This is a genomic window from Listeria sp. Marseille-Q6474, assembly GCF_946902005.1.
Classification (GTDB): Bacteria; Bacillota; Bacilli; order Lactobacillales; family Listeriaceae; genus Listeria; species Listeria innocua.
Window position 1 is genome coordinate 350,822 of the sequence record NZ_CAMPPS010000002.1, and the last position, 17,214, is coordinate 368,035.

Below are 17,214 nucleotides of genomic sequence, written 5' to 3' on the forward strand. Positions count from 1 at the left end.
AAAAGCATGCGGAGTTAAATTCCGCATGCCCCAGACTGCAATCAAAGTAATTTCTCACTTTGATTACAGTCTTTTTTTACATTGTTTTACTTAAAAATTGTCGTACTTTTTCTTCGTAAGTTTCTGGCTCAACAGTGAATGCTTGACCATGTTCAGCGCCTTTTACAACCCATTTTTCCTTGTAGCTTTTGGTGGCGTCATATAGTTCTTCTACCATAGAAGTAGGGACAAATGCATCTGAATCGCCGTGAATATAGAAAATAGGTAAATCAGTTTCAGCTACGGCATTAATCGCACTTGCTTCACTGAAAAAGAAACCTTCTTTTACTTTATTGATAAGGCTAGCCATTGGAATGATTGGGAATTTCGGTAAATGAAACATTGCTTTTAATTGATAAGATAGTTCGGCGTCCATGGAAGTATAGCCACAATCCGCGATAATACTTTTTACTTGTTTCGGCAGCTTTTCGGCACTTGTCATGAGGACGGTGGAACTCCCCATGGAAACACCATGAAGGACAATTTCTGTATCATCGCCATTTTTATCAAGTACTTGGTTTGTCCACTGAACATAATCTTTACGTTCTGGCCAACCAAAGCCTATATTTTTCCCTTCACTTTCGCCGTGTGCTCTTGCGTCAGGCATTAATACATTGTAGCCGAATTTTTGATTATACATCCTTGCTAGACCAGCCATTTCGACTTTGCCGCTTTTCCCTCGATAACCATGTGCCAAAATAATGGTTGTATTGGAAGGTGAGGGTGCTTCTAAATAATTAGCGACTAATTTCAAGCCATCTGCTGAGGTTTCTGTCCATTTTGTTAGACGTTGTTGCTCCATCCAAGCGGTATTTTCTTGGCGATTTTTCTTCGCGAGTTTGGCTGTTTCTGTAGTTTGATCTGCAGTCGGTTTATCATTCATACTTGAATTATCACGAGATAGCGCATAGCTATATAAGTAAAAACTTGCGCAAATACTAATAATTACAAGTAACCCAAGGATAATTGAACCAGAAATAATTAAAATCTTTTTCATTGTTAGCTCCTTTTTTTATGTAGATTACATAGATTCTAGTTCTTCGCTTACTTTTTCCCATTCCTCCATCAATTTTTCACCACGTGCTTTTACCACATCAAGTTCCTGCGTAATTTCAAAAGCTTTCTCATGGTCTTGAAAAATTTCCGGTTTGGTTAATTGAAGTTCTAGTTCGGCGATTTTTTCATCTGTTTCTTCCATAGACTTTTCTACTTCTTCTAGTTTGCGTTTTCTTTGACGAAGTAGTTTTTGCTGTTCTTTTTCTTCTTGATAATTTAGTTTTCTAACCGAGGCAGTTGCTTCGACAGGTTCCCCTTTTTTACGACGATCTTCTGCATCAAGGCGCGCTAGTTCTTTTGCTTCGGCGATTTTTTCCTGATAATAATCATAATCGCCAAGGAAAACGGTCGCTTTTTCTGGAGCTAGTTCTACTACTTTTGAAGCGATGCGATTAATAAAGTAACGGTCATGAGAAACAAATAGAATCGTTCCTTCAAAATCGATCAAAGCAGCTTCTAAAACTTCTTTACTTTCAATGTCTAAATGGTTGGTAGGTTCATCGAGAATTAGCACGTTGGCTTCAAGTAAAGTAAGTTTTGCAAGAGCGAGTCTAGCTTTTTCACCACCACTAAGGGATTGAACGTTTTTTAGGACGTCATCATCTGAAAATAAGAAATTACCCAGTGTTGTTCGAACGTTCACTTCATTTAATTCTGGATAATCATCCCAAAGTTCCATCAAAACAGTTTTGTTGGATGTTAGTTTAGCTTGTTCTTGGTCATAGTAACCGATTTTGACACCTGCTCCAAAATGAAATTCACCGCTAAGAGCTGGAATATCACGAATAAGTGTTTTAAGAAGGGTAGATTTACCGATTCCGTTTGGACCAACGAGCGCTAGACTATCTTGACGTTTCATTTCGAATGTTAGATTGGAAGCGATGCGCTTGTCTTTGGCGTAACCAATACTTAATTCATCTACCATTAAAACATCTTTACCAGTTTGCTTTTCAAATTGGAAGCCAAAATGAGCCGATTTTTCGTCGCCTTGAGGTCGAGCGAGTACATCCATTTTTTCTAATTGTTTTCTTCTGCTCTGAGCTCGCTTAGTTGTAGAAGCGCGAACGATATTTCTAGCGACAAAATCTTCTAGCTTGGAAATTTGTTTTTGTTGTTTATCGAATTCTTTCCACATTTGTTCAAGTTTAGCTTGTTTTTGACTAACAAATGAACTGTAATTTCCTTTGTAGTGATCAATTCTTGTGCGGCTAATTTCGTATACTTGGTTAACGACTTTATCTAGGAAATAGCGGTCATGAGAAACGATAAGTAAAGAACCATGATAGTTTTGCAAATATGTTTCTAACCATGCTAGTGTTTCAATGTCTAAATGGTTTGTCGGTTCATCGAGAACAAGAATATCCTGTTTCGCGAGTAATAACTTAGCCAGTGCAAGCCTTGTTTTTTGCCCACCACTGAGTGAGGCGATTTCTACTTCATAATCTTCTGGATAAAAGCGTAAACCGTTTAAAACGGAACGGATTTCTGCTTCATACGTATACCCACCAACTTCTTTAAAAGTATGTTGCAAAGTATCGTAATCGGTCATCAATGCTTGATATTTTTCCGGATTATTATAAAGCTCAGGTTCCCCAAGACGAAGCTCCATTTTGCGTAAATCTGCTTCCATTTTTCTAAGTGAATTAAAAACACTTAACATTTCATCCCAAATTGTTTTCGTGGATTCAAGGCCAGTATTTTGAGCCAAATAGCCAATTTCGACACTTTTAGGTTTAGAAATTGTTCCGCCGTCATAACTCATTTTTCCAGCGATAATTTTAAGTAAAGTAGATTTACCAGCGCCATTTCGGCCAACTAAGGCAATTCGGTCGCCTGTTTTTACTTCTAATTTAATATTATCTAAAATAACTTCTGCACCGAAGAATTTAGAAATTTGCTGAACTTGTAATAATATCATAATCTCTCTCCTCGAACGTTCTCCTTACTAGTTTATCTTAAAAGCCAAGTAATCGCAATGAGAGAAGAAGGGCTTCACGTATAAGGTAGATTGTGAAAACACTCGCATTATTTGTGATTTTAGCGTAGAATGGAAAAGAAGGAAAACACTAGATATTTTGCGGGACAAACTATTGCTTGAAAATCATGAGCAAAAAGTTTGTGCATTCCTTGTGAAATGTTTATAGTATATAAGCAAGCATGTGAAAGGAAGTACAGTTCACAAAAGCTTCAACTTCAGAAAAAATTTAAAAGAAGAAGGGACAGAAGGCATGATGGAGGAAACAACAAAAATTCCACAAGCGACAGCAAAACGCTTACCATTATATCATCGTTACTTGAAATACCTAGATGAATCAGGTAAGGAACGAGTATCATCTGCGGAATTAAGTGAAGCGGTGAAAGTTGATTCAGCGACTATTCGACGTGATTTTTCGTACTTTGGCGCATTAGGTAAGAAAGGATACGGGTATAACGTTTCTTACATACTCGACTTTTTCAGCAAAACACTTAGTCAGGACAAACAGACAAATGTTGCACTAATCGGTGTAGGTAACCTAGGTACAGCATTATTACATTATAATTTCATGAAAAACAATAATATCAAAATCGTTGCTGCATTTGATGTAGACCCAGCGAAAGTTGGTAGTGTTCAACAAGACATTCCAATTTATCACTTAAATGATATGGAAGAAATTGTTCGTGAAAATGGTGTGGAAGTAGTTATTCTGACAGTTCCAGCTGACGAAGCGCAAGTAACTGTAGATCGTTTAATTGAAGCAGATGTTAAAGGTATTCTAAACTTTACGCCAGCTCGTATTAGCGTTCCAAAACAAGTTCGTGTGCACCATATCGATCTTACAACGGAATTACAAACGTTAATCTATTTCCTGGAAAACTATCCAGCGAAAACAGAATAAAAAAACCTGTAGAAGGTAAGCAACACTTACTTTCTACAGGTTTTTTTTACGTCTTTTAAGCCCAGTGATAATAAGGCCAATACCAATACCAAAATCAATTAACATCATGAGTATAAGTATATAGGCAACAAGATCATAACCATATTCAGCCACTCGAACAATAACGAAATAGACAAATACAAGACCAAGCGCAAAATAAAGAAAACTTTGCTTTATTAATGAATTTTTCATATTATCCTCCAATGATTCCAAGACTCACGAGCAAAACAATGGTATTCATTAAAATATGTGCGCCCATCGAAACAGCAATTCGTTTCGTTTTCGTATAAAGAAAACAAAGAATTAATCCGATGACAAAATAAGTAAGTAAAAAGGAAATATCCCCGTGAAGTAGCCCAAAGAAGAGCGAACTAATAACTGCCGCCACATGAATGTTCATCACATTACTCAGCCCACCAAAAACCACTTTTCTAAAAACAAGCTCTTCTAAAATTGGCCCGAGAACTGAAATGAAAATCAAGAAAATAGGCGCCGATCTAGTTAAATCAACAAGTAATTCTGTGTTTGCCGATTCACCAATATTCCCAGAAATTAGCGTTAGAATAATGCTACAAATAAATTGTGCTACGTATAACCCAATCACTCCACCAATAATCCACACAATACTCAGAAATGGCGCAGTTTTTTCACCGAGTTCGATTTTATTTTCTTTTGGTTTTCTATAAAGCATTGGAATAATAATGGCGAGTGATAATAAATTAGAAAAAATCGACCATGTAATTACCCCATAAGTTTGAGCATCCGCTGTAGAAATCGTAGTCATACTAAGTAAAATATGTTGAACAATCGGAATTCCAATAGATGCAGAAAATAGTAATAATAAATAAACTAATACAATCGTAATATAACGTTTAGCCAAAAAATACGCATCCCTTCTAAAAACAAGCTCCAGCTAAATGCTTAAAAATAGCGGAAATAGCTCTTCTTATTGTACTAGTTATCACGCTTTACCGCAAATAAGAATTCTTTAATTTTTAAACGTTTTTGCTTGCAATTTTTATTTAGTTTGGTATCATAATAACTGTATTAGCACTCTAATGTGTCGAGTGCTAAAATGAAAAATGTAATTATATCAGAGGAGGTCATTTACATTGTTAAAACCATTAGGAGATCGTGTTGTAATTGAAGTACTTGAAGCAGAGGAAAAAACAGCGAGTGGGATTGTATTACCAGACTCTGCTAAAGAAAAACCGCAATCAGGGAAAATTGTTGCAGTCGGTTCAGGTCGTGTGCTAGATAACGGCACAAAAGAACCACTTGAAGTTGCAGAAGGTGACACGGTTATCTTCGCAAAATACTCTGGAACAGAAGTGACGTATGAAGGAACTGACTATCTGATTTTACGTGAAAGTGATATTTTAGCAATTACTAAATAATAAAAAAAGAAATAATCGGAGGGAAATATAAAATGGCAAAAGATATTAAATTTAGTGAAGATGCTCGTCGTGCCATGTTACGTGGTGTCGACCAACTAGCAAACGCAGTAAAAGTAACGCTTGGCCCAAAAGGTCGTAATGTTGTTTTAGAAAAAAAATTCGGTTCTCCGTTAATTACAAATGATGGTGTAACGATTGCAAAAGAAATCGAATTAGAAGACCCATTTGAAAACATGGGCGCAAAACTTGTATCTGAAGTTGCTTCTAAAACCAATGATGTTGCTGGGGACGGAACTACAACTGCTACCGTTTTAGCGCAAGCAATGATTCAAGAAGGCTTGAAAAACGTAACAGCTGGAGCAAATCCAGTAGGCGTACGTCGTGGTATCGAAAAAGCCGTAGCAACTGCTATTGAAGAATTAAAAGCTATCTCTAAACCAATTGAAAGCAAAGAGTCTATCGCTCAAGTTGCTGCCATTTCTTCTGGTGATGAAGAAGTTGGTAAATTAATCGCAGAAGCAATGGAACGTGTTGGTAACGATGGCGTTATTACTATTGAAGAATCCAAAGGCTTTGCAACAGAATTAGACGTAGTAGAAGGTATGCAATTTGACCGTGGCTACACTAGCCCTTACATGGTAACTGATTCTGACAAAATGGAAGCAGTCCTTGAAAAACCATACATTTTAATTACAGATAAAAAAATCAACAACATCCAAGAAATCTTACCAGTTTTAGAACAAGTTGTTCAACAAGGTCGTCCAATGCTAATTATCGCGGAAGATGTTGAAGGAGAAGCTCAAGCAACTCTAGTACTAAACAAACTTCGCGGAACATTTAACGTAGTTGCAGTGAAAGCTCCTGGTTTCGGTGACCGCCGTAAAGCAATGCTAGAAGATATTGCTGTTTTAACTGGTGGACAAGTAATCACAGAAGACCTAGGTTTAGAGCTGAAAACAGCAACAGTTGATCAACTTGGAACAGCTAACAAAGTAGTTGTAACAAAAGATGATACAACAATCGTAGAAGGAGCAGGCGATTCCACACAAATCAGCGCTCGCGTAAACCAAATCCGTGCGCAAATGGAAGAAACTACTTCTGAATTTGATAGAGAAAAATTACAAGAACGCTTAGCAAAACTTGCAGGTGGAGTAGCTGTTGTTAAAGTCGGCGCTGCAACTGAAACAGAGCTAAAAGAACGTAAATTACGTATTGAAGATGCCCTTAACTCTACTCGTGCAGCAGTAGAAGAAGGTATCGTAGCTGGTGGTGGTACTGCTCTTGTAAGTATTTACAATAAAGTAGCAGCACTTGAAGCAGAAGGTGACGTAGAAACAGGTATCAACATCGTGCTTCGTTCTCTAGAAGAACCAGTTCGTCAAATCGCACATAACGCTGGACTTGAAGGTTCCGTTATCGTAGAACGCTTGAAACACGAAGCAGTTGGCGTTGGTTTCAACGCAGCTAATGGCGAATGGGTAAACATGATTGACGCTGGTATTGTTGATCCAACAAAAGTTACTCGTTCCGCATTACAAAACGCTTCATCCGTTGCAGCACTTCTATTAACTACAGAAGCTGTTGTAGCAGATCAACCAGATGAAAACGGTCCAGCAGCAGGCCCAGATATGGGTATGGGCGGCATGGGCGGTATGATGTAAGAGTAACAGCAGCTAACATTTCAAAAAGGTCTCTGAATTCTTTTTCAGAGACTTTTTTTATCTTAAATTAATAATAAAAAATACTTTTATTTTCAAGTATAGAGGTGAAAAACAAAATTGGAATTACATTATGAAACGATAAATCTAACAGTAGACGAAATATTTCCAGAAATTAACAAATATACAAAAAGTAGTGAGCAAAAAAAATTATCTGCGGAGTTAGGAGACTCCCCTTATTTTTATTTTCCAGCACTTTGGATGTTATTAAATCTCACGTTAACAGAAAAAGATTTTAATAATACATTAAGAGATAGGATATTCACTTTTATGGAAGAAATGGCAATTAGTGAGGACAAGAGAGTGGTTGAATTAGTTACCGTGGAAATGTTAGAACCAATTTTTGGACTGGATTTTGAAACTTACCAAGAAGTGACAAAAAAATTCTTATTATCTACATGTAAAAAGATTCATCAAAAGCAAAAAAAGTTTTTTAAAGAGCCAGATAATATATTATGACTTAATTAACCAGCTTTTTTGATGGTAAATTACTCGTTTCATTATAGGGAGGGACTTACATCAACAGTCAAATTATAGGTGTCAATTCTAGTATGAGGATTTAGAAAGGAAAGAGGACTGCTAGTAAAAATGACCAATAATTAAGGTAGCTATGACAGGGTATCTGCGTGTCATAGTTTTTTTTGCGATAAACCAAAACTTGTCATGAAGCGAACAATTTTGGGACCAAAAAAGTAAGAATTTATCTCTAAACTATTGTTATAATAAAAGAAAAGGAGATGCACTTGCTATGAGAGAAAATTCCATTATTGGTCGAATTATTGCATTTTGTGCGATTTGCTTTGCATTTTTTAATCCGAAAACGGTGACTTATTGGCTTGGAGAGCGCGCGGAATCTGGGCCAGCTTGGTATCTTACAACAGTTGTCGCATGCGGAATTGCTGTTTTTGTACTGATCGATTTAATCAAAAAAATAAAACGAAGAAAAACGGCAGAATGATAATTTTCGTGGTATACTACTAGAAAAACGACTAGGAGAACGCCATGAACTGGACACGTATAAGTAGTATTTTAATAGTTGGTTTTACAGCATTTGGGGCAATTTATGGGGGATTATCGATGGTTTTTAAGCCTAGTGGTAGTCTTTTATCACTTTCGACCGGATTGCTTGATGGTTCACCGTTTGTCGATTATTTAATCCCAGGCATATTTTTATTCATATTTGTTGGGTTATTCCATTTAGCAGCACTAATTTATTTACTGAAAAAATTACCACGAACAAAAGAAGTTATGTTTGCAGCAGCAGCCGTACTCGCAGTCTGGATGGTTGTTCAAATACTCATTATCGGTTATGTATTTATTTTACAAATTATCTTCTTAGTAGTCGCGGTGGTAGAAATGTTCTTAGCGGTACAATTAAAGAAACAACAACAATAAAAAAACAGGAACCTTTAGTCAGAAATAAATGACGTAGGTTCCTGTTTTTTTATGTGCTTATTTTTGTTGTTCTTTTAATAAATCGCGAATTTCTTTTAAGTATTCTTCTGTTGGAGGTACTGGTGCCTCTTCGGTTGGTTGTTCTTTTTTCTTGATAAAACTAGTAAGTACTTTGACAAAAATAAAAATGGCAAAAGCGATGATGACAAAGTCCACGATGGATTGAATAAATGCACCATATTGAATGACTGATTTTCCAACTTTGAAGCTTAAATCTGAGAAATCAAGACCACCGAGGAGTACACCAACGAATGGCATGATGATGTTATCTACTAAAGATGAAACGATTTTTCCGAAAGCAGCCCCAATAACAACGGCCACCGCAAGATCTAGTACATTCCCTTTTAACGCGAAGTCTCTAAATTCAACTAACATTTTTTTCATAAAATTCACCTCCCACATCTCAGTATAAAACATCTAACTGCGATGTGAAAGCAACTGAACTTATTTTAGTAATAAACTGCCGATGTATAGTGTCGGGGCCATTAAAGCATAACCAATAATAATAAAAGTAAGTGTTCGAAGCCAGAAAGAGCCCAGAATATTTGGTTTCCATTTAGCTAAGAGTGCTTGAAGCCACATCGTGATGAGTGTAACAAAAGCAAACATAAAAAATAATTCAATATAACGAAGCATAGATAAAATCCCCCTTTTCCTTTTCTTTCACTATGCCATAATCGCTATATCTTTTGCAATAGCGAGTGAGCCAATTATTTCCATTCAATTCTTGCACGTGATAAGTTAAAAAGAGTAAAACCGTTCGTTCGAAAAAGGAGCAGCAAATGAAATTATTTAAAAGGATCAGTTTTATTTTAATCGTATTATACATATTAATTGTGCCAGTTCAGCATGTTTCAGCGCATGCTTATTTGGAAAATTCAAACCCAGCCGATCAATCGCATATAAAAACAGCGCCAGAAAAAGTAACGCTCGTGTTTAATGAAGAAATTGAAGCGGATTTTCCTTTAATAGAAGTAAAAGATTCAAGTGGAAAGCGGGTTGAGACAGGGAAGACAGCTGTTTCTAAGAAGAATGATCATATGGTGGAAGCTTCCTTGCCAGCTGAATTAAAAGCAGACGTCTATTCCGTATCGTGGCGAGTTGTTTCTGCTGACGGCCACGCGGTAAGTGGCGTCATATCATTTAAATTAGGTGATACAAAAGCGACATTCCAAAGCACCGAAGTACCATCAAATGCTTTCGATCTGCAAATTAGTTCCGTTCAAAAAGCAATACTTTATATAGGATTTTCATTGTTTATCGGGATGCTTGTTTTTGGACTAGGACTTTATCCGCGAAAAGAGCAATTAACAGCAAAAATTACGACGCGTTTAAAGAAAATAATCTGGTTTGCGCTCGCCTTTCTTGGCACGGCGCTACTAATGCAACTTTTTGTACAAACGAGCATTACAACAGGTGTTTCTATTAGCGAAAGTTTCCAGCCCGATAAATTAGCGGCTTTCTTAACGACGAAAACCGGCTATATTTGGCTTAGTGAGCTTATCTCATGGCTCGTGCTTGTTATTTTTACTGTTATTATGGTTCGTAAAAATAAACAATGGAGCTGGTTCGCGCTTCTGACAGAGAGTGCATTAATTGGTTATTTGATTTTTGCGAAGGCTCAGAATGGACATGCTGCAGCGAGTGCCGATAAAATAGTAAGTATCACAGCAGATATGCTTCATATGATTGCAGCAAGTGTTTGGGTTGGCGGTATTTTAGTACTATTATTCGTATTACCGAAAACCGGAAAAGCACGTGAAGTTTGGAGCAGATTTGCCATTATAGCAATCATCGCGGTAGCTTCAATACTAGTTAGTGGCTTACTTATGGCAGTGATGAACATTGGTCAAATGTCTAATTTATTTACAACCAACTACGGCAAAATTCTTCTTTTCAAAATCGGTCTATTTTTACTAATGGCATTATTAGGTCTAGGACATTACATCTATCTCAAACTCAAAAACAAGAAGTTGCCATTTAAAACGATATTAATTGAACTTATCATCGGGACAATCATTCTTATCGTCGCAAGTGTTTTAACAAACGTACAAACCCCGCCACCACCTGCGCCAAAAGCATTTGACGAAACAATTACAGCAGAAGGCGAAAATGCAAAAATCAATTTACGAGTAGAGCCAGCGACAGTCGGTCAAAACCAATTTATCATCACCTTTACTTCCGCAGATGGAGCAACCAAAACAGATTTCGAACAAGTGACTATCACAACAAAATCTACTAAAACTGATGAAAAAGCCACTTTCCAAGCAAAACTTGCAAATGAGAACCAATATTTTGCAGAAGGACTTTATATTAACCAAACTGGAAAATGGGAAATTACGGTCCATGGCCTAACGAAAGATTTTACCGATATTAATCAAACATTTACAACCAATATTACACAGTAAAGGGGAAAAACAATGAAAAAAATTATTAGTTCGCTCGTCGTTTTATTAGCAGTTTTTATTATTCCATTTGAGGCAAGTGCGCATGTGTCAGTTTTACCAAGTGAGTCCACTGTTGACTCTTGGGAAACTTATACAATGAAAGTACCTTCCGAAAAAGACGCTGCATCAAAGAAAATCGTTTTAAAAGTAGCGAAAGGTGTTTCATTCGAATCATATGAACCAGTTCCCGGCTGGACGACTACAGTAGATAAGAAAAACAGTACAGTGACATGGCAAACGGAAGGCAGCGGGATTGAAAAAGGTCAATTCCAACGTTTTAGTTTTATCGCCAAAAATCCAAGTGAAGAAGGAGAAGTTGCTTGGAATGCCTACCAATATTATGAAGATGGTTCTATTGTCGAGTGGGTTGGCGCAGAAGATTCCGAAACCCCTCATGCAACAACGAAAATTTTGAAAGATTCATCCAAACAAACAACTGGCTCACACGGAGAAATGGTTGCAGGAGCCGAGAATACTGCTGGGGATACAAGTGAGTCTAATGACAATACCATTTTGCTATGGACGGCGCTTGCCATTGGTGTGCTCGCATTAATTACAAGCATTCTTGCTATCTTAAGTCGAAAAAAATAACATCAAAGGAGTAAACAGATGAAACCGAAAATCATCCATTTAGCAGTTGGAAAACCAAAAAATTTAACCCTTCCAAATAATAAACGAATGATGACTGGAATTGAAAAAAAGCTCGTTAAAAAAGCCCAATTAACTATGAATGGCTTTGAAAACGATGCACCTCATAATTTGAAATATCACGGTGGCGCGGATCGAACCGTATGTATTTACCCATATGAGCATTACGCAAAATGGACTGAAATGTTCGAGGAAGAATTACAAGTAACCGCGTTTGGTGAGAATCTCATTGTCACTAATATGTTAGAAAGTACGGTCCAAATCGGTGATAAATTTCAAATTGGAGAAACCGTAATACAAGTAACAGAAGCACGAAATCCGTGTAGCACGATTGAGAAATTTAATGGAATACCAGATCTCTATAAAGCAATTCGCGAAACGGGTTTAACAGGTTATCTGTGCCGAACAATTACCCCAGGGGAAATTAGTGAATCAGCTGAAATGAAACAAATTCACCAAGAGTCGCACGGAGTAACAGTTGCCTTTTGTCATGAAAAAGTATTGCATAAAAAAGGCACACAAGAAGACTTTGAGCGGATTTTAGCTGTTCAGGCTTTATCCGAACGTTACCGGAATCAAGTCGAAAAGCTAATAAAAAAGTGATAGCGTCATTCGCTATCACTTTTTTTGGTCTCTTTTATTAATTCATTTTTTCTCAGTGTTAAAAATTGCTCAACTACTGCAATTTCTTCTTTCGTTAAATCAGGCGTATCGGCAATTAATTGGGTGATTTTACTTGCGCGTTGTGTGCTAGAAGTAGACGTTTTTTTAGCGCGGAAAAAGTTGGTTAAAGTACTAGTTATCATCCCAATAAACGCTATCCCAAATAGCATCATTATCGATGCCAAAATTCGCCCGATTGGTGTGACTGGAACAATATCGCCATAGCCTACTGTAGTCGCCGTAACGATTGCCCACCAAAGTGCATCAGGATAGTTGTTTATTTCAGGTTCAATAAAAACCATTGGAACAGGAATAATAATCACGAGTAACACAAAAATCATTAAAAATCGACTTAATCCATTGGAACGGAAAAAGCTATAAATTGGCATAATATAACGTCTTCCCATCGCAGTAATACTTAGAAGATGGACAAAACTTACAATCCGCGCCGCTCTGAACCCACCGTAAAAAGGAATAATTGCAATCAGCTGGAAAGGATGCGTTTTTACATAATGCCACTTATCATCTGCTCGGTGAAACCTAACAAAATAATCTAATGTAAATATCACCCAAATAATCCAATTTAAAATAAAAGTAAAGTTGTTTCTGTACGGCAATAGGGCAAGGGAAAGTAGTATGAGACCAAGCATAAAAATCTCATAAATCATTTTTCTCTTTGTTTTATCCAAGTTATTCACCTCGTTTGACTTATACTCTCACTTATTTTAGCATAAAAACGGCTGAAAACTGTAGATAAAACAAAAACAGCTGATGATTTTTGGTCATCAGCTGCTTTCTTTATTTAATTCGTAGCCGATTACTTTTACTTCTTGATGCGAGTAAGCATAGGTAGCAAAGTAAGGCGAAGAGCATTGTAATAATTAAGCTGTGTGCCAGTGCGATATATAAGTTCACTCCTGTATAAACAGAAAGCGCACCAGTAACCGCTTGAAGAGCGATAAACACAAGCGACAATACCATACTAAAAGTTAACACGCGGTATCTTCTATAATCACGGAACACAAGCCAAGTTACATAAAGCAACCAAACAATTAAAATAAATGCGGCTAACCTGTGGAAATACTGAACATAATCTTGCACCGAAGTAGGCATAATAAAGTGCCCATTTTCAAACGGCCAAACCGGAACAGCCATACTTGCTTTTTCGTGGCGTACAAGTGCACCAGTATAAACGGCTAAATACGTGTAAATCGTTAGCGCGTATATATTAATTCGTAATTTTGTCCCCATTACAAGGTTTCTAGCATCAAATTTCCTGTCCACCTCAAAAATCATTAAGGCAAGTAACACAATCGACGCATAACAAATGATGGAAATACCAAAGTGGAGTGCCATGATGTACGGATTTTGTCCCCATACAACTGCTGCCATTCCCATTAACGCTTGAATAATTAAAAATAACACAGCGATAATTGCAAGCGGTTTTGTTTCACGACGATTTTTCATATAAATCCAAGCACAAATCGCTAATACAATAACAAAAATCGAACTGATTCCCGTTGTCATTCGGTGCATGAATTCAATGAGTTTTTCCGGGGTAACATCTGTTAAACGAACTAATTGTCCATTACAAAGTGGCCAGCTATTACCACAACCATCTGCTGAACCAGTTTTCGTCACCAGCGCCCCGCCAAACACAACGACTGTCATACAAATAATCGTGAGTACGGACCAAACTTTTAAGAATTTTTTCATTATCTACCAATCTCTCCTTTAGATGCGTGTGAGATTTTACTAAAATTTGTTTATATGTATAAGTTCATGAGTACACATCAAACTAATTGTAGCGTGTTTATTTAAAGAAGTAAAGCGTACAAGATTAAAGCCGATTTATTGACAAAGGGTGCGTATTTTTCACATAATAAGGGTATAGGATATGTATCAGTTCGCAATCACTGGTTTATATCAGCAAGTGTTAGGGGGAGAAAAATTGAATCAGATAGAAAAGACTGGGGAGTTAACTTCGAGTAGATTTACTGTCCGTGATTTTACCGAGCTTGTGAAAATCGGAATCGTTAATTCTAATACGATTACTGCTTTTACAGGTATGTGGCTAGCCTTTCAGTTAAATGGAATTTCTTTTATTCAAAATGTAGATGTAATATTTTTTACTATCGTCGGTTCGGCACTTATTGTCGCTGCTTCGGGCGCTTTTAACAATGTCATTGACCGTGATATTGACGGAATTATGGAAAGAACGAAAAACAGACCAACGATGACCGGGAAAATTTCTGGTAAACGTGCACTGATGGTTGCACTTGTGCTAGGTGTCGTCGGAACAATTATGTTATTTATGACGACTTGGCAAGCAGGGGTTCTTGGTGTTATTGGGGTCTTTTTGTATGTAGTCGTTTATTCACTTTATGCGAAAAGAAAATTAGTTAGTAATACCGTAATTGGTAGTTTTTCAGGAGCTGTACCGCCGTTAATTGGTTGGTTTGCAGTTGAACCATCATTTAGTATTGTGCCAATTATGCTATTTCTTGTGATGTTTTGCTGGCAACCACCGCATTTTTATGCGATTGCTATTAAACGGAAAGAAGAATATGCTGCGGCTGGAATCCCAATGTTACCTGTTGTAAAAGGGATTGAACGCACAAAAAAAAGCATGTTTTTCTGGGTGATTTTATTAACCGTATTGCCATTCTTTATGTTTGATTTAGGGCTTGTATATGTTATTTTAGCAACCTTACTTAATATCGGTTGGCTTGCACTAAGCATTTACGGATTTAAAATGAACGACAGCATCAAATGGGCAAAATGGATGTTTGTTTACTCGCTAAACTACATGACAATTTTATTTGTTGCGATGGTCGTTATTTCGATTTTCTTATAAAAATAACTGCAATTACGGAGAACCGCATTTTGTCGCGGATTTTCGTAATTGTTTTTTTATGGTTTTTAAAGCTTTTCAAATGATACTAGAATTGGTAAAATGAAAGTTACATCAAGATAAACCAAATACTGCCGAGGAGGGCAAAATGTGAAGTTTATTATGCGAGTAGCTGTGCTATTAATCATTTGCCTGTTCATTGGATATAACACAGATCTTTTTTTTAGTAAATCAGTTGAAAAAAATACGGCCGAAGATACTGCTACAAAATCCGATTTTCCTGATGATAAAAAAACAACAAATGAAAATCCGAAACAAGTGCAAGATAGTTCTAGCTTGGCGAGGTTTATAAATAAAAACGTAAGCGAGTTAAAAAAAGAATTTGGCGACCCGGTACGTGTTGATAAAACAGCATACGGTTATGATAATTACGTTTACAGTCAACCAGGAACTAGTTACATGTTAGTTGGAGTGACAAATAATGTCGTTCAAACTATTTATGCGCTCGGACAAGATTTAAACGTCATGCCTTATTCAATCGGAATGTCGACAGAAAAAGTATTTACTGACGCGAATTTACAATCAGAAATATCTTTTAATTACAAAGATAGCTATTATAAATTCGAACTTTCCGAAGAAGATTTAAATGCTCGACCAATTGTTAATATCGGAAGTGGCGTGTATGCGCAACTAAATTTTGATAAATTTAAGTCAAAACTAGTTAGTGTCCGCTACTTGAATAAATTAGCTTTCATAAAAATGCGACCTTATGAATTATCTTATCAAGGCGAAATTTATGAAGAGAAATTATCCCAAGAAGATTGGAATGCGATTGACCAAGCTTCTAGTAAACAAGTGTTAGAAATTACAAATGTCATTCGCGACCGCTACGGTATAGAAGAAGTGGCGTGGGATGAGGAAGTCGCAAAAGTCGCCTATGGTCATAGTGTCGATATGAAGAAAAATGATTATTTTGATCATACTTCACCGACGCAAGGGGATTTAAGCAAGCGATTAAGTGCCGGTAATGTAAAATATACTAAAGCGGGCGAAAACATCGCTTACAACTATATAGACAGTGCCGCAGCTGTTGAAGGTTGGCTTAACTCTAAAGGACATAGAGAAAACTTACTAGATGGTTCTTATACCTATATGGGTGCGGGAACTTATCAGAAGTACTATACGCAAAATTTTATTATTAAATAATCGTTCTATGGTATAATGAAAAAGTAAGTAAGATGGAGGTGGCTAGATTGCTCGCTACAATGGAAAATATGGCGCTACTCGATTTATCAGATGAGCTTGCTAGCATGATTCTAGACTCCGAAGAAGCACAGAATTATAAGCATACTAGACAAGTATTACTAAATGACGCCAATTCACAAAAAAATATTCGTCAGTTTATACGAATAAAAGAACAATATGAGGAAGTACAACGGTTCGGCCGGTATCATCCTGATTATAAAGAAGTAACCAGAAAGACTCGTGCTTATAAACGCGAAGTCGATATGGATCAAAATGTGGCAGCTTTTCGCCGGGCAGAGATGGATTTGCAATCTCTCTTGGACGAAATCAGTTTGCTTCTCGCAAGTGCAGTTTCAGAAAATATCAAAGTACCAACCGGTAATCCGTTTTTTGAAACAAAATCTGCTTGTTCTACAGGTGGATGTGGCAGCGGGGGAGGCTGCGGTTGTTCAGCGTAAAGCTTATCCTAAAAAGAAGGGGCTTAAACAATGGAAAATGATAGACAAGCTATCGTCGTTTGGATGAATCATCTTAAACAAGTTAGATCTTTGAAGCGATTTGGAAATGTTCATTATGTATCGCGCAAGTTGAAATATGCGGTATTATATTGTGATATGGCCGAAGTAGAAGATATCTCTAACAAAGTTTCTCGTTTTCATTATGTGAAACGCGTGGAAATGTCTTTCCGTCCGTTCTTAAAAACAGAATACGAATCCAAAAAAGAAATGATGTACGAACATAAAAACGAAGATGTGCAAATCAGTATTTAATCAAAAC

20 protein-coding genes and 1 pseudogene are annotated in these 17,214 nt (G+C 36.9%); 13 read left to right on the forward strand and 8 right to left on the reverse strand.

Going from position 1 to position 17,214, the window contains the following annotated elements:
* Positions 1–76 precede the first annotated feature (76 nt).
* Together OC533_RS12555 and OC533_RS12560 are read right to left on the reverse strand one after the other, a co-directional pair.
* Positions 77–1,036: an alpha/beta hydrolase gene (locus OC533_RS12555; RefSeq protein ID WP_194323605.1), complete on the reverse strand. Its 960-nt coding sequence runs from the start codon at positions 1,034–1,036 to the stop codon at positions 77–79.
* A 24-nt stretch (positions 1,037–1,060) separates the two neighbouring features.
* Complete coding sequence (locus OC533_RS12560) at positions 1,061–3,013, reverse strand: ABC-F family ATP-binding cassette domain-containing protein (RefSeq protein ID WP_194330339.1); 1,953 nt, start codon at positions 3,011–3,013, stop codon at positions 1,061–1,063.
* A gap of 310 nt (positions 3,014–3,323) precedes the next feature.
* On the opposite strand from OC533_RS12560, the gene OC533_RS12565 reads away from it, so the two are divergent.
* Positions 3,324–3,971 carry a redox-sensing transcriptional repressor Rex gene (locus OC533_RS12565; protein WP_003722329.1) on the forward strand — a complete coding sequence of 216 codons (648 nt, stop codon included), beginning with the start codon at positions 3,324–3,326 and terminating at the stop codon, positions 3,969–3,971.
* Between the two features lie 26 nt (positions 3,972–3,997).
* Here OC533_RS12565 and OC533_RS12570 read toward each other — a convergent pair.
* A pseudogene (locus OC533_RS12570) lies at positions 3,998–4,202 on the reverse strand (DUF4305 domain-containing protein).
* A gap of 1 nt (position 4,203) precedes the next feature.
* Complete coding sequence (locus OC533_RS12575; RefSeq protein WP_194323607.1) at positions 4,204–4,890, reverse strand: CPBP family intramembrane glutamic endopeptidase; 687 nt, start codon at positions 4,888–4,890, stop codon at positions 4,204–4,206.
* Positions 4,891–5,122: 232 nt separating this feature from the next.
* Here OC533_RS12575 and groES point away from each other — a divergent pair, with 232 nt between their 5' ends.
* The 5 genes from groES to OC533_RS12600 all read left to right on the forward strand — a co-directional run bounded on the left by groES (position 5,123) and on the right by OC533_RS12600 (position 8,520).
* A complete protein-coding gene (gene groES / locus OC533_RS12580) occupies positions 5,123–5,407 on the forward strand; it encodes a co-chaperone GroES (protein WP_003726504.1) in 285 nt (94 codons plus the stop codon).
* A 32-nt stretch (positions 5,408–5,439) separates the two neighbouring features.
* Complete coding sequence (groL, locus tag OC533_RS12585) at positions 5,440–7,068, forward strand: chaperonin GroEL (protein WP_003767780.1); 1,629 nt, start codon at positions 5,440–5,442, stop codon at positions 7,066–7,068.
* A gap of 117 nt (positions 7,069–7,185) precedes the next feature.
* Positions 7,186–7,584 (forward strand): hypothetical protein, encoded by a 399-nt coding sequence (locus OC533_RS12590; protein ID WP_070753750.1) that lies wholly within the window; start codon positions 7,186–7,188, stop codon positions 7,582–7,584.
* A gap of 289 nt (positions 7,585–7,873) precedes the next feature.
* Positions 7,874–8,083 carry a hypothetical protein gene (locus OC533_RS12595; protein WP_070753749.1) on the forward strand — a complete coding sequence of 70 codons (210 nt, stop codon included), beginning with the start codon at positions 7,874–7,876 and terminating at the stop codon, positions 8,081–8,083.
* A 44-nt stretch (positions 8,084–8,127) separates the two neighbouring features.
* Positions 8,128–8,520 carry a hypothetical protein gene (locus OC533_RS12600; protein WP_003769625.1) on the forward strand — a complete coding sequence of 131 codons (393 nt, stop codon included), beginning with the start codon at positions 8,128–8,130 and terminating at the stop codon, positions 8,518–8,520.
* Between the two features lie 57 nt (positions 8,521–8,577).
* Here the strand turns inward: OC533_RS12600 and mscL are convergent, their stop codons facing one another.
* The gene (gene mscL / locus OC533_RS12605) at positions 8,578–8,964 is read right to left on the reverse strand and encodes a large conductance mechanosensitive channel protein MscL (RefSeq protein WP_185547743.1); all 387 of its coding nucleotides are present in this window, start codon (positions 8,962–8,964) and stop codon (positions 8,578–8,580) included.
* A 60-nt stretch (positions 8,965–9,024) separates the two neighbouring features.
* Positions 9,025–9,216: a hypothetical protein gene (locus tag OC533_RS12610; RefSeq protein ID WP_003763311.1), complete on the reverse strand. Its 192-nt coding sequence runs from the start codon at positions 9,214–9,216 to the stop codon at positions 9,025–9,027.
* 146 nt (positions 9,217–9,362) lie between these two features.
* Between OC533_RS12610 and OC533_RS12615 the strand changes: the two genes are divergently transcribed.
* The 3 genes from OC533_RS12615 to OC533_RS12625 are packed head-to-tail and all read left to right on the forward strand — an operon-like array spanning position 9,363 to position 12,278.
* On the forward strand, positions 9,363–10,988 hold the full coding sequence (locus tag OC533_RS12615) for a copper resistance CopC/CopD family protein (RefSeq protein ID WP_194323608.1): 1,626 nt from the start codon (positions 9,363–9,365) through the stop codon (positions 10,986–10,988).
* Between the two features lie 12 nt (positions 10,989–11,000).
* Positions 11,001–11,618, forward strand: coding sequence for a YcnI family protein (locus tag OC533_RS12620; RefSeq protein WP_010991044.1), 618 nt, complete (start codon positions 11,001–11,003; stop codon positions 11,616–11,618).
* 18 nt (positions 11,619–11,636) lie between these two features.
* Positions 11,637–12,278 (forward strand): MOSC domain-containing protein, encoded by a 642-nt coding sequence (locus OC533_RS12625; RefSeq protein WP_194323609.1) that lies wholly within the window; start codon positions 11,637–11,639, stop codon positions 12,276–12,278.
* 5 nt (positions 12,279–12,283) lie between these two features.
* Here the strand turns inward: OC533_RS12625 and OC533_RS12630 are convergent, their stop codons facing one another.
* Together OC533_RS12630 and OC533_RS12635 are read right to left on the reverse strand one after the other, a co-directional pair.
* Positions 12,284–13,027 carry a potassium channel family protein gene (locus OC533_RS12630; RefSeq protein ID WP_185550582.1) on the reverse strand — a complete coding sequence of 248 codons (744 nt, stop codon included), beginning with the start codon at positions 13,025–13,027 and terminating at the stop codon, positions 12,284–12,286.
* 109 nt (positions 13,028–13,136) lie between these two features.
* Entirely contained in the window at positions 13,137–14,054 is a 918-nt protein-coding gene (locus tag OC533_RS12635; RefSeq protein WP_003723941.1) for a COX15/CtaA family protein, read from the reverse strand.
* Positions 14,055–14,289: 235 nt separating this feature from the next.
* Between OC533_RS12635 and cyoE the strand changes: the two genes are divergently transcribed.
* The 4 genes from cyoE to OC533_RS12655 all read left to right on the forward strand — a co-directional run bounded on the left by cyoE (position 14,290) and on the right by OC533_RS12655 (position 17,207).
* A complete protein-coding gene (cyoE, locus tag OC533_RS12640) occupies positions 14,290–15,195 on the forward strand; it encodes a heme o synthase (protein WP_033532863.1) in 906 nt (301 codons plus the stop codon).
* 147 nt (positions 15,196–15,342) lie between these two features.
* Positions 15,343–16,398: a CAP domain-containing protein gene (locus OC533_RS12645; RefSeq protein WP_003763300.1), complete on the forward strand. Its 1,056-nt coding sequence runs from the start codon at positions 15,343–15,345 to the stop codon at positions 16,396–16,398.
* A gap of 47 nt (positions 16,399–16,445) precedes the next feature.
* On the forward strand, positions 16,446–16,895 hold the full coding sequence (locus OC533_RS12650; protein WP_185618262.1) for a YlbF family regulator: 450 nt from the start codon (positions 16,446–16,448) through the stop codon (positions 16,893–16,895).
* 30 nt (positions 16,896–16,925) lie between these two features.
* Positions 16,926–17,207 carry a YlbG family protein gene (locus OC533_RS12655; RefSeq protein ID WP_003726138.1) on the forward strand — a complete coding sequence of 94 codons (282 nt, stop codon included), beginning with the start codon at positions 16,926–16,928 and terminating at the stop codon, positions 17,205–17,207.
* The last annotated feature ends 7 nt before the right edge of the window (positions 17,208–17,214 follow it).

Excerpts from the sequence above, each read along its gene's own strand:
- groL (WP_003767780.1), top strand. The coding sequence starts at position 5,440 with ATGGCAAAAGATATTAAATTTAGTGAAGATGCTCGTCGTGCCATGTTA.
- OC533_RS12600 (WP_003769625.1), top strand. The coding sequence starts at position 8,128 with ATGAACTGGACACGTATAAGTAGTATTTTAATAGTTGGTTTTACAGCA.
- OC533_RS12625 (WP_194323609.1), top strand. The coding sequence starts at position 11,637 with ATGAAACCGAAAATCATCCATTTAGCAGTTGGAAAACCAAAAAATTTA.
- mscL (WP_185547743.1), bottom strand. The coding sequence starts at position 8,964 with ATGAAAAAAATGTTAGTTGAATTTAGAGACTTCGCGTTAAAAGGGAAT.
- OC533_RS12620 (WP_010991044.1), top strand. The coding sequence starts at position 11,001 with ATGAAAAAAATTATTAGTTCGCTCGTCGTTTTATTAGCAGTTTTTATT.
- OC533_RS12610 (WP_003763311.1), bottom strand. The coding sequence starts at position 9,216 with ATGCTTCGTTATATTGAATTATTTTTTATGTTTGCTTTTGTTACACTC.
- OC533_RS12595 (WP_070753749.1), top strand. The coding sequence starts at position 7,874 with ATGAGAGAAAATTCCATTATTGGTCGAATTATTGCATTTTGTGCGATT.
- OC533_RS12560 (WP_194330339.1), bottom strand. The coding sequence starts at position 3,013 with ATGATATTATTACAAGTTCAGCAAATTTCTAAATTCTTCGGTGCAGAA.
- OC533_RS12555 (WP_194323605.1), bottom strand. The coding sequence starts at position 1,036 with ATGAAAAAGATTTTAATTATTTCTGGTTCAATTATCCTTGGGTTACTT.
- OC533_RS12615 (WP_194323608.1), top strand. The coding sequence starts at position 9,363 with ATGAAATTATTTAAAAGGATCAGTTTTATTTTAATCGTATTATACATA.
- OC533_RS12655 (WP_003726138.1), top strand. The coding sequence starts at position 16,926 with ATGGAAAATGATAGACAAGCTATCGTCGTTTGGATGAATCATCTTAAA.
- OC533_RS12635 (WP_003723941.1), bottom strand. The coding sequence starts at position 14,054 with ATGAAAAAATTCTTAAAAGTTTGGTCCGTACTCACGATTATTTGTATG.
- OC533_RS12565 (WP_003722329.1), top strand. The coding sequence starts at position 3,324 with ATGATGGAGGAAACAACAAAAATTCCACAAGCGACAGCAAAACGCTTA.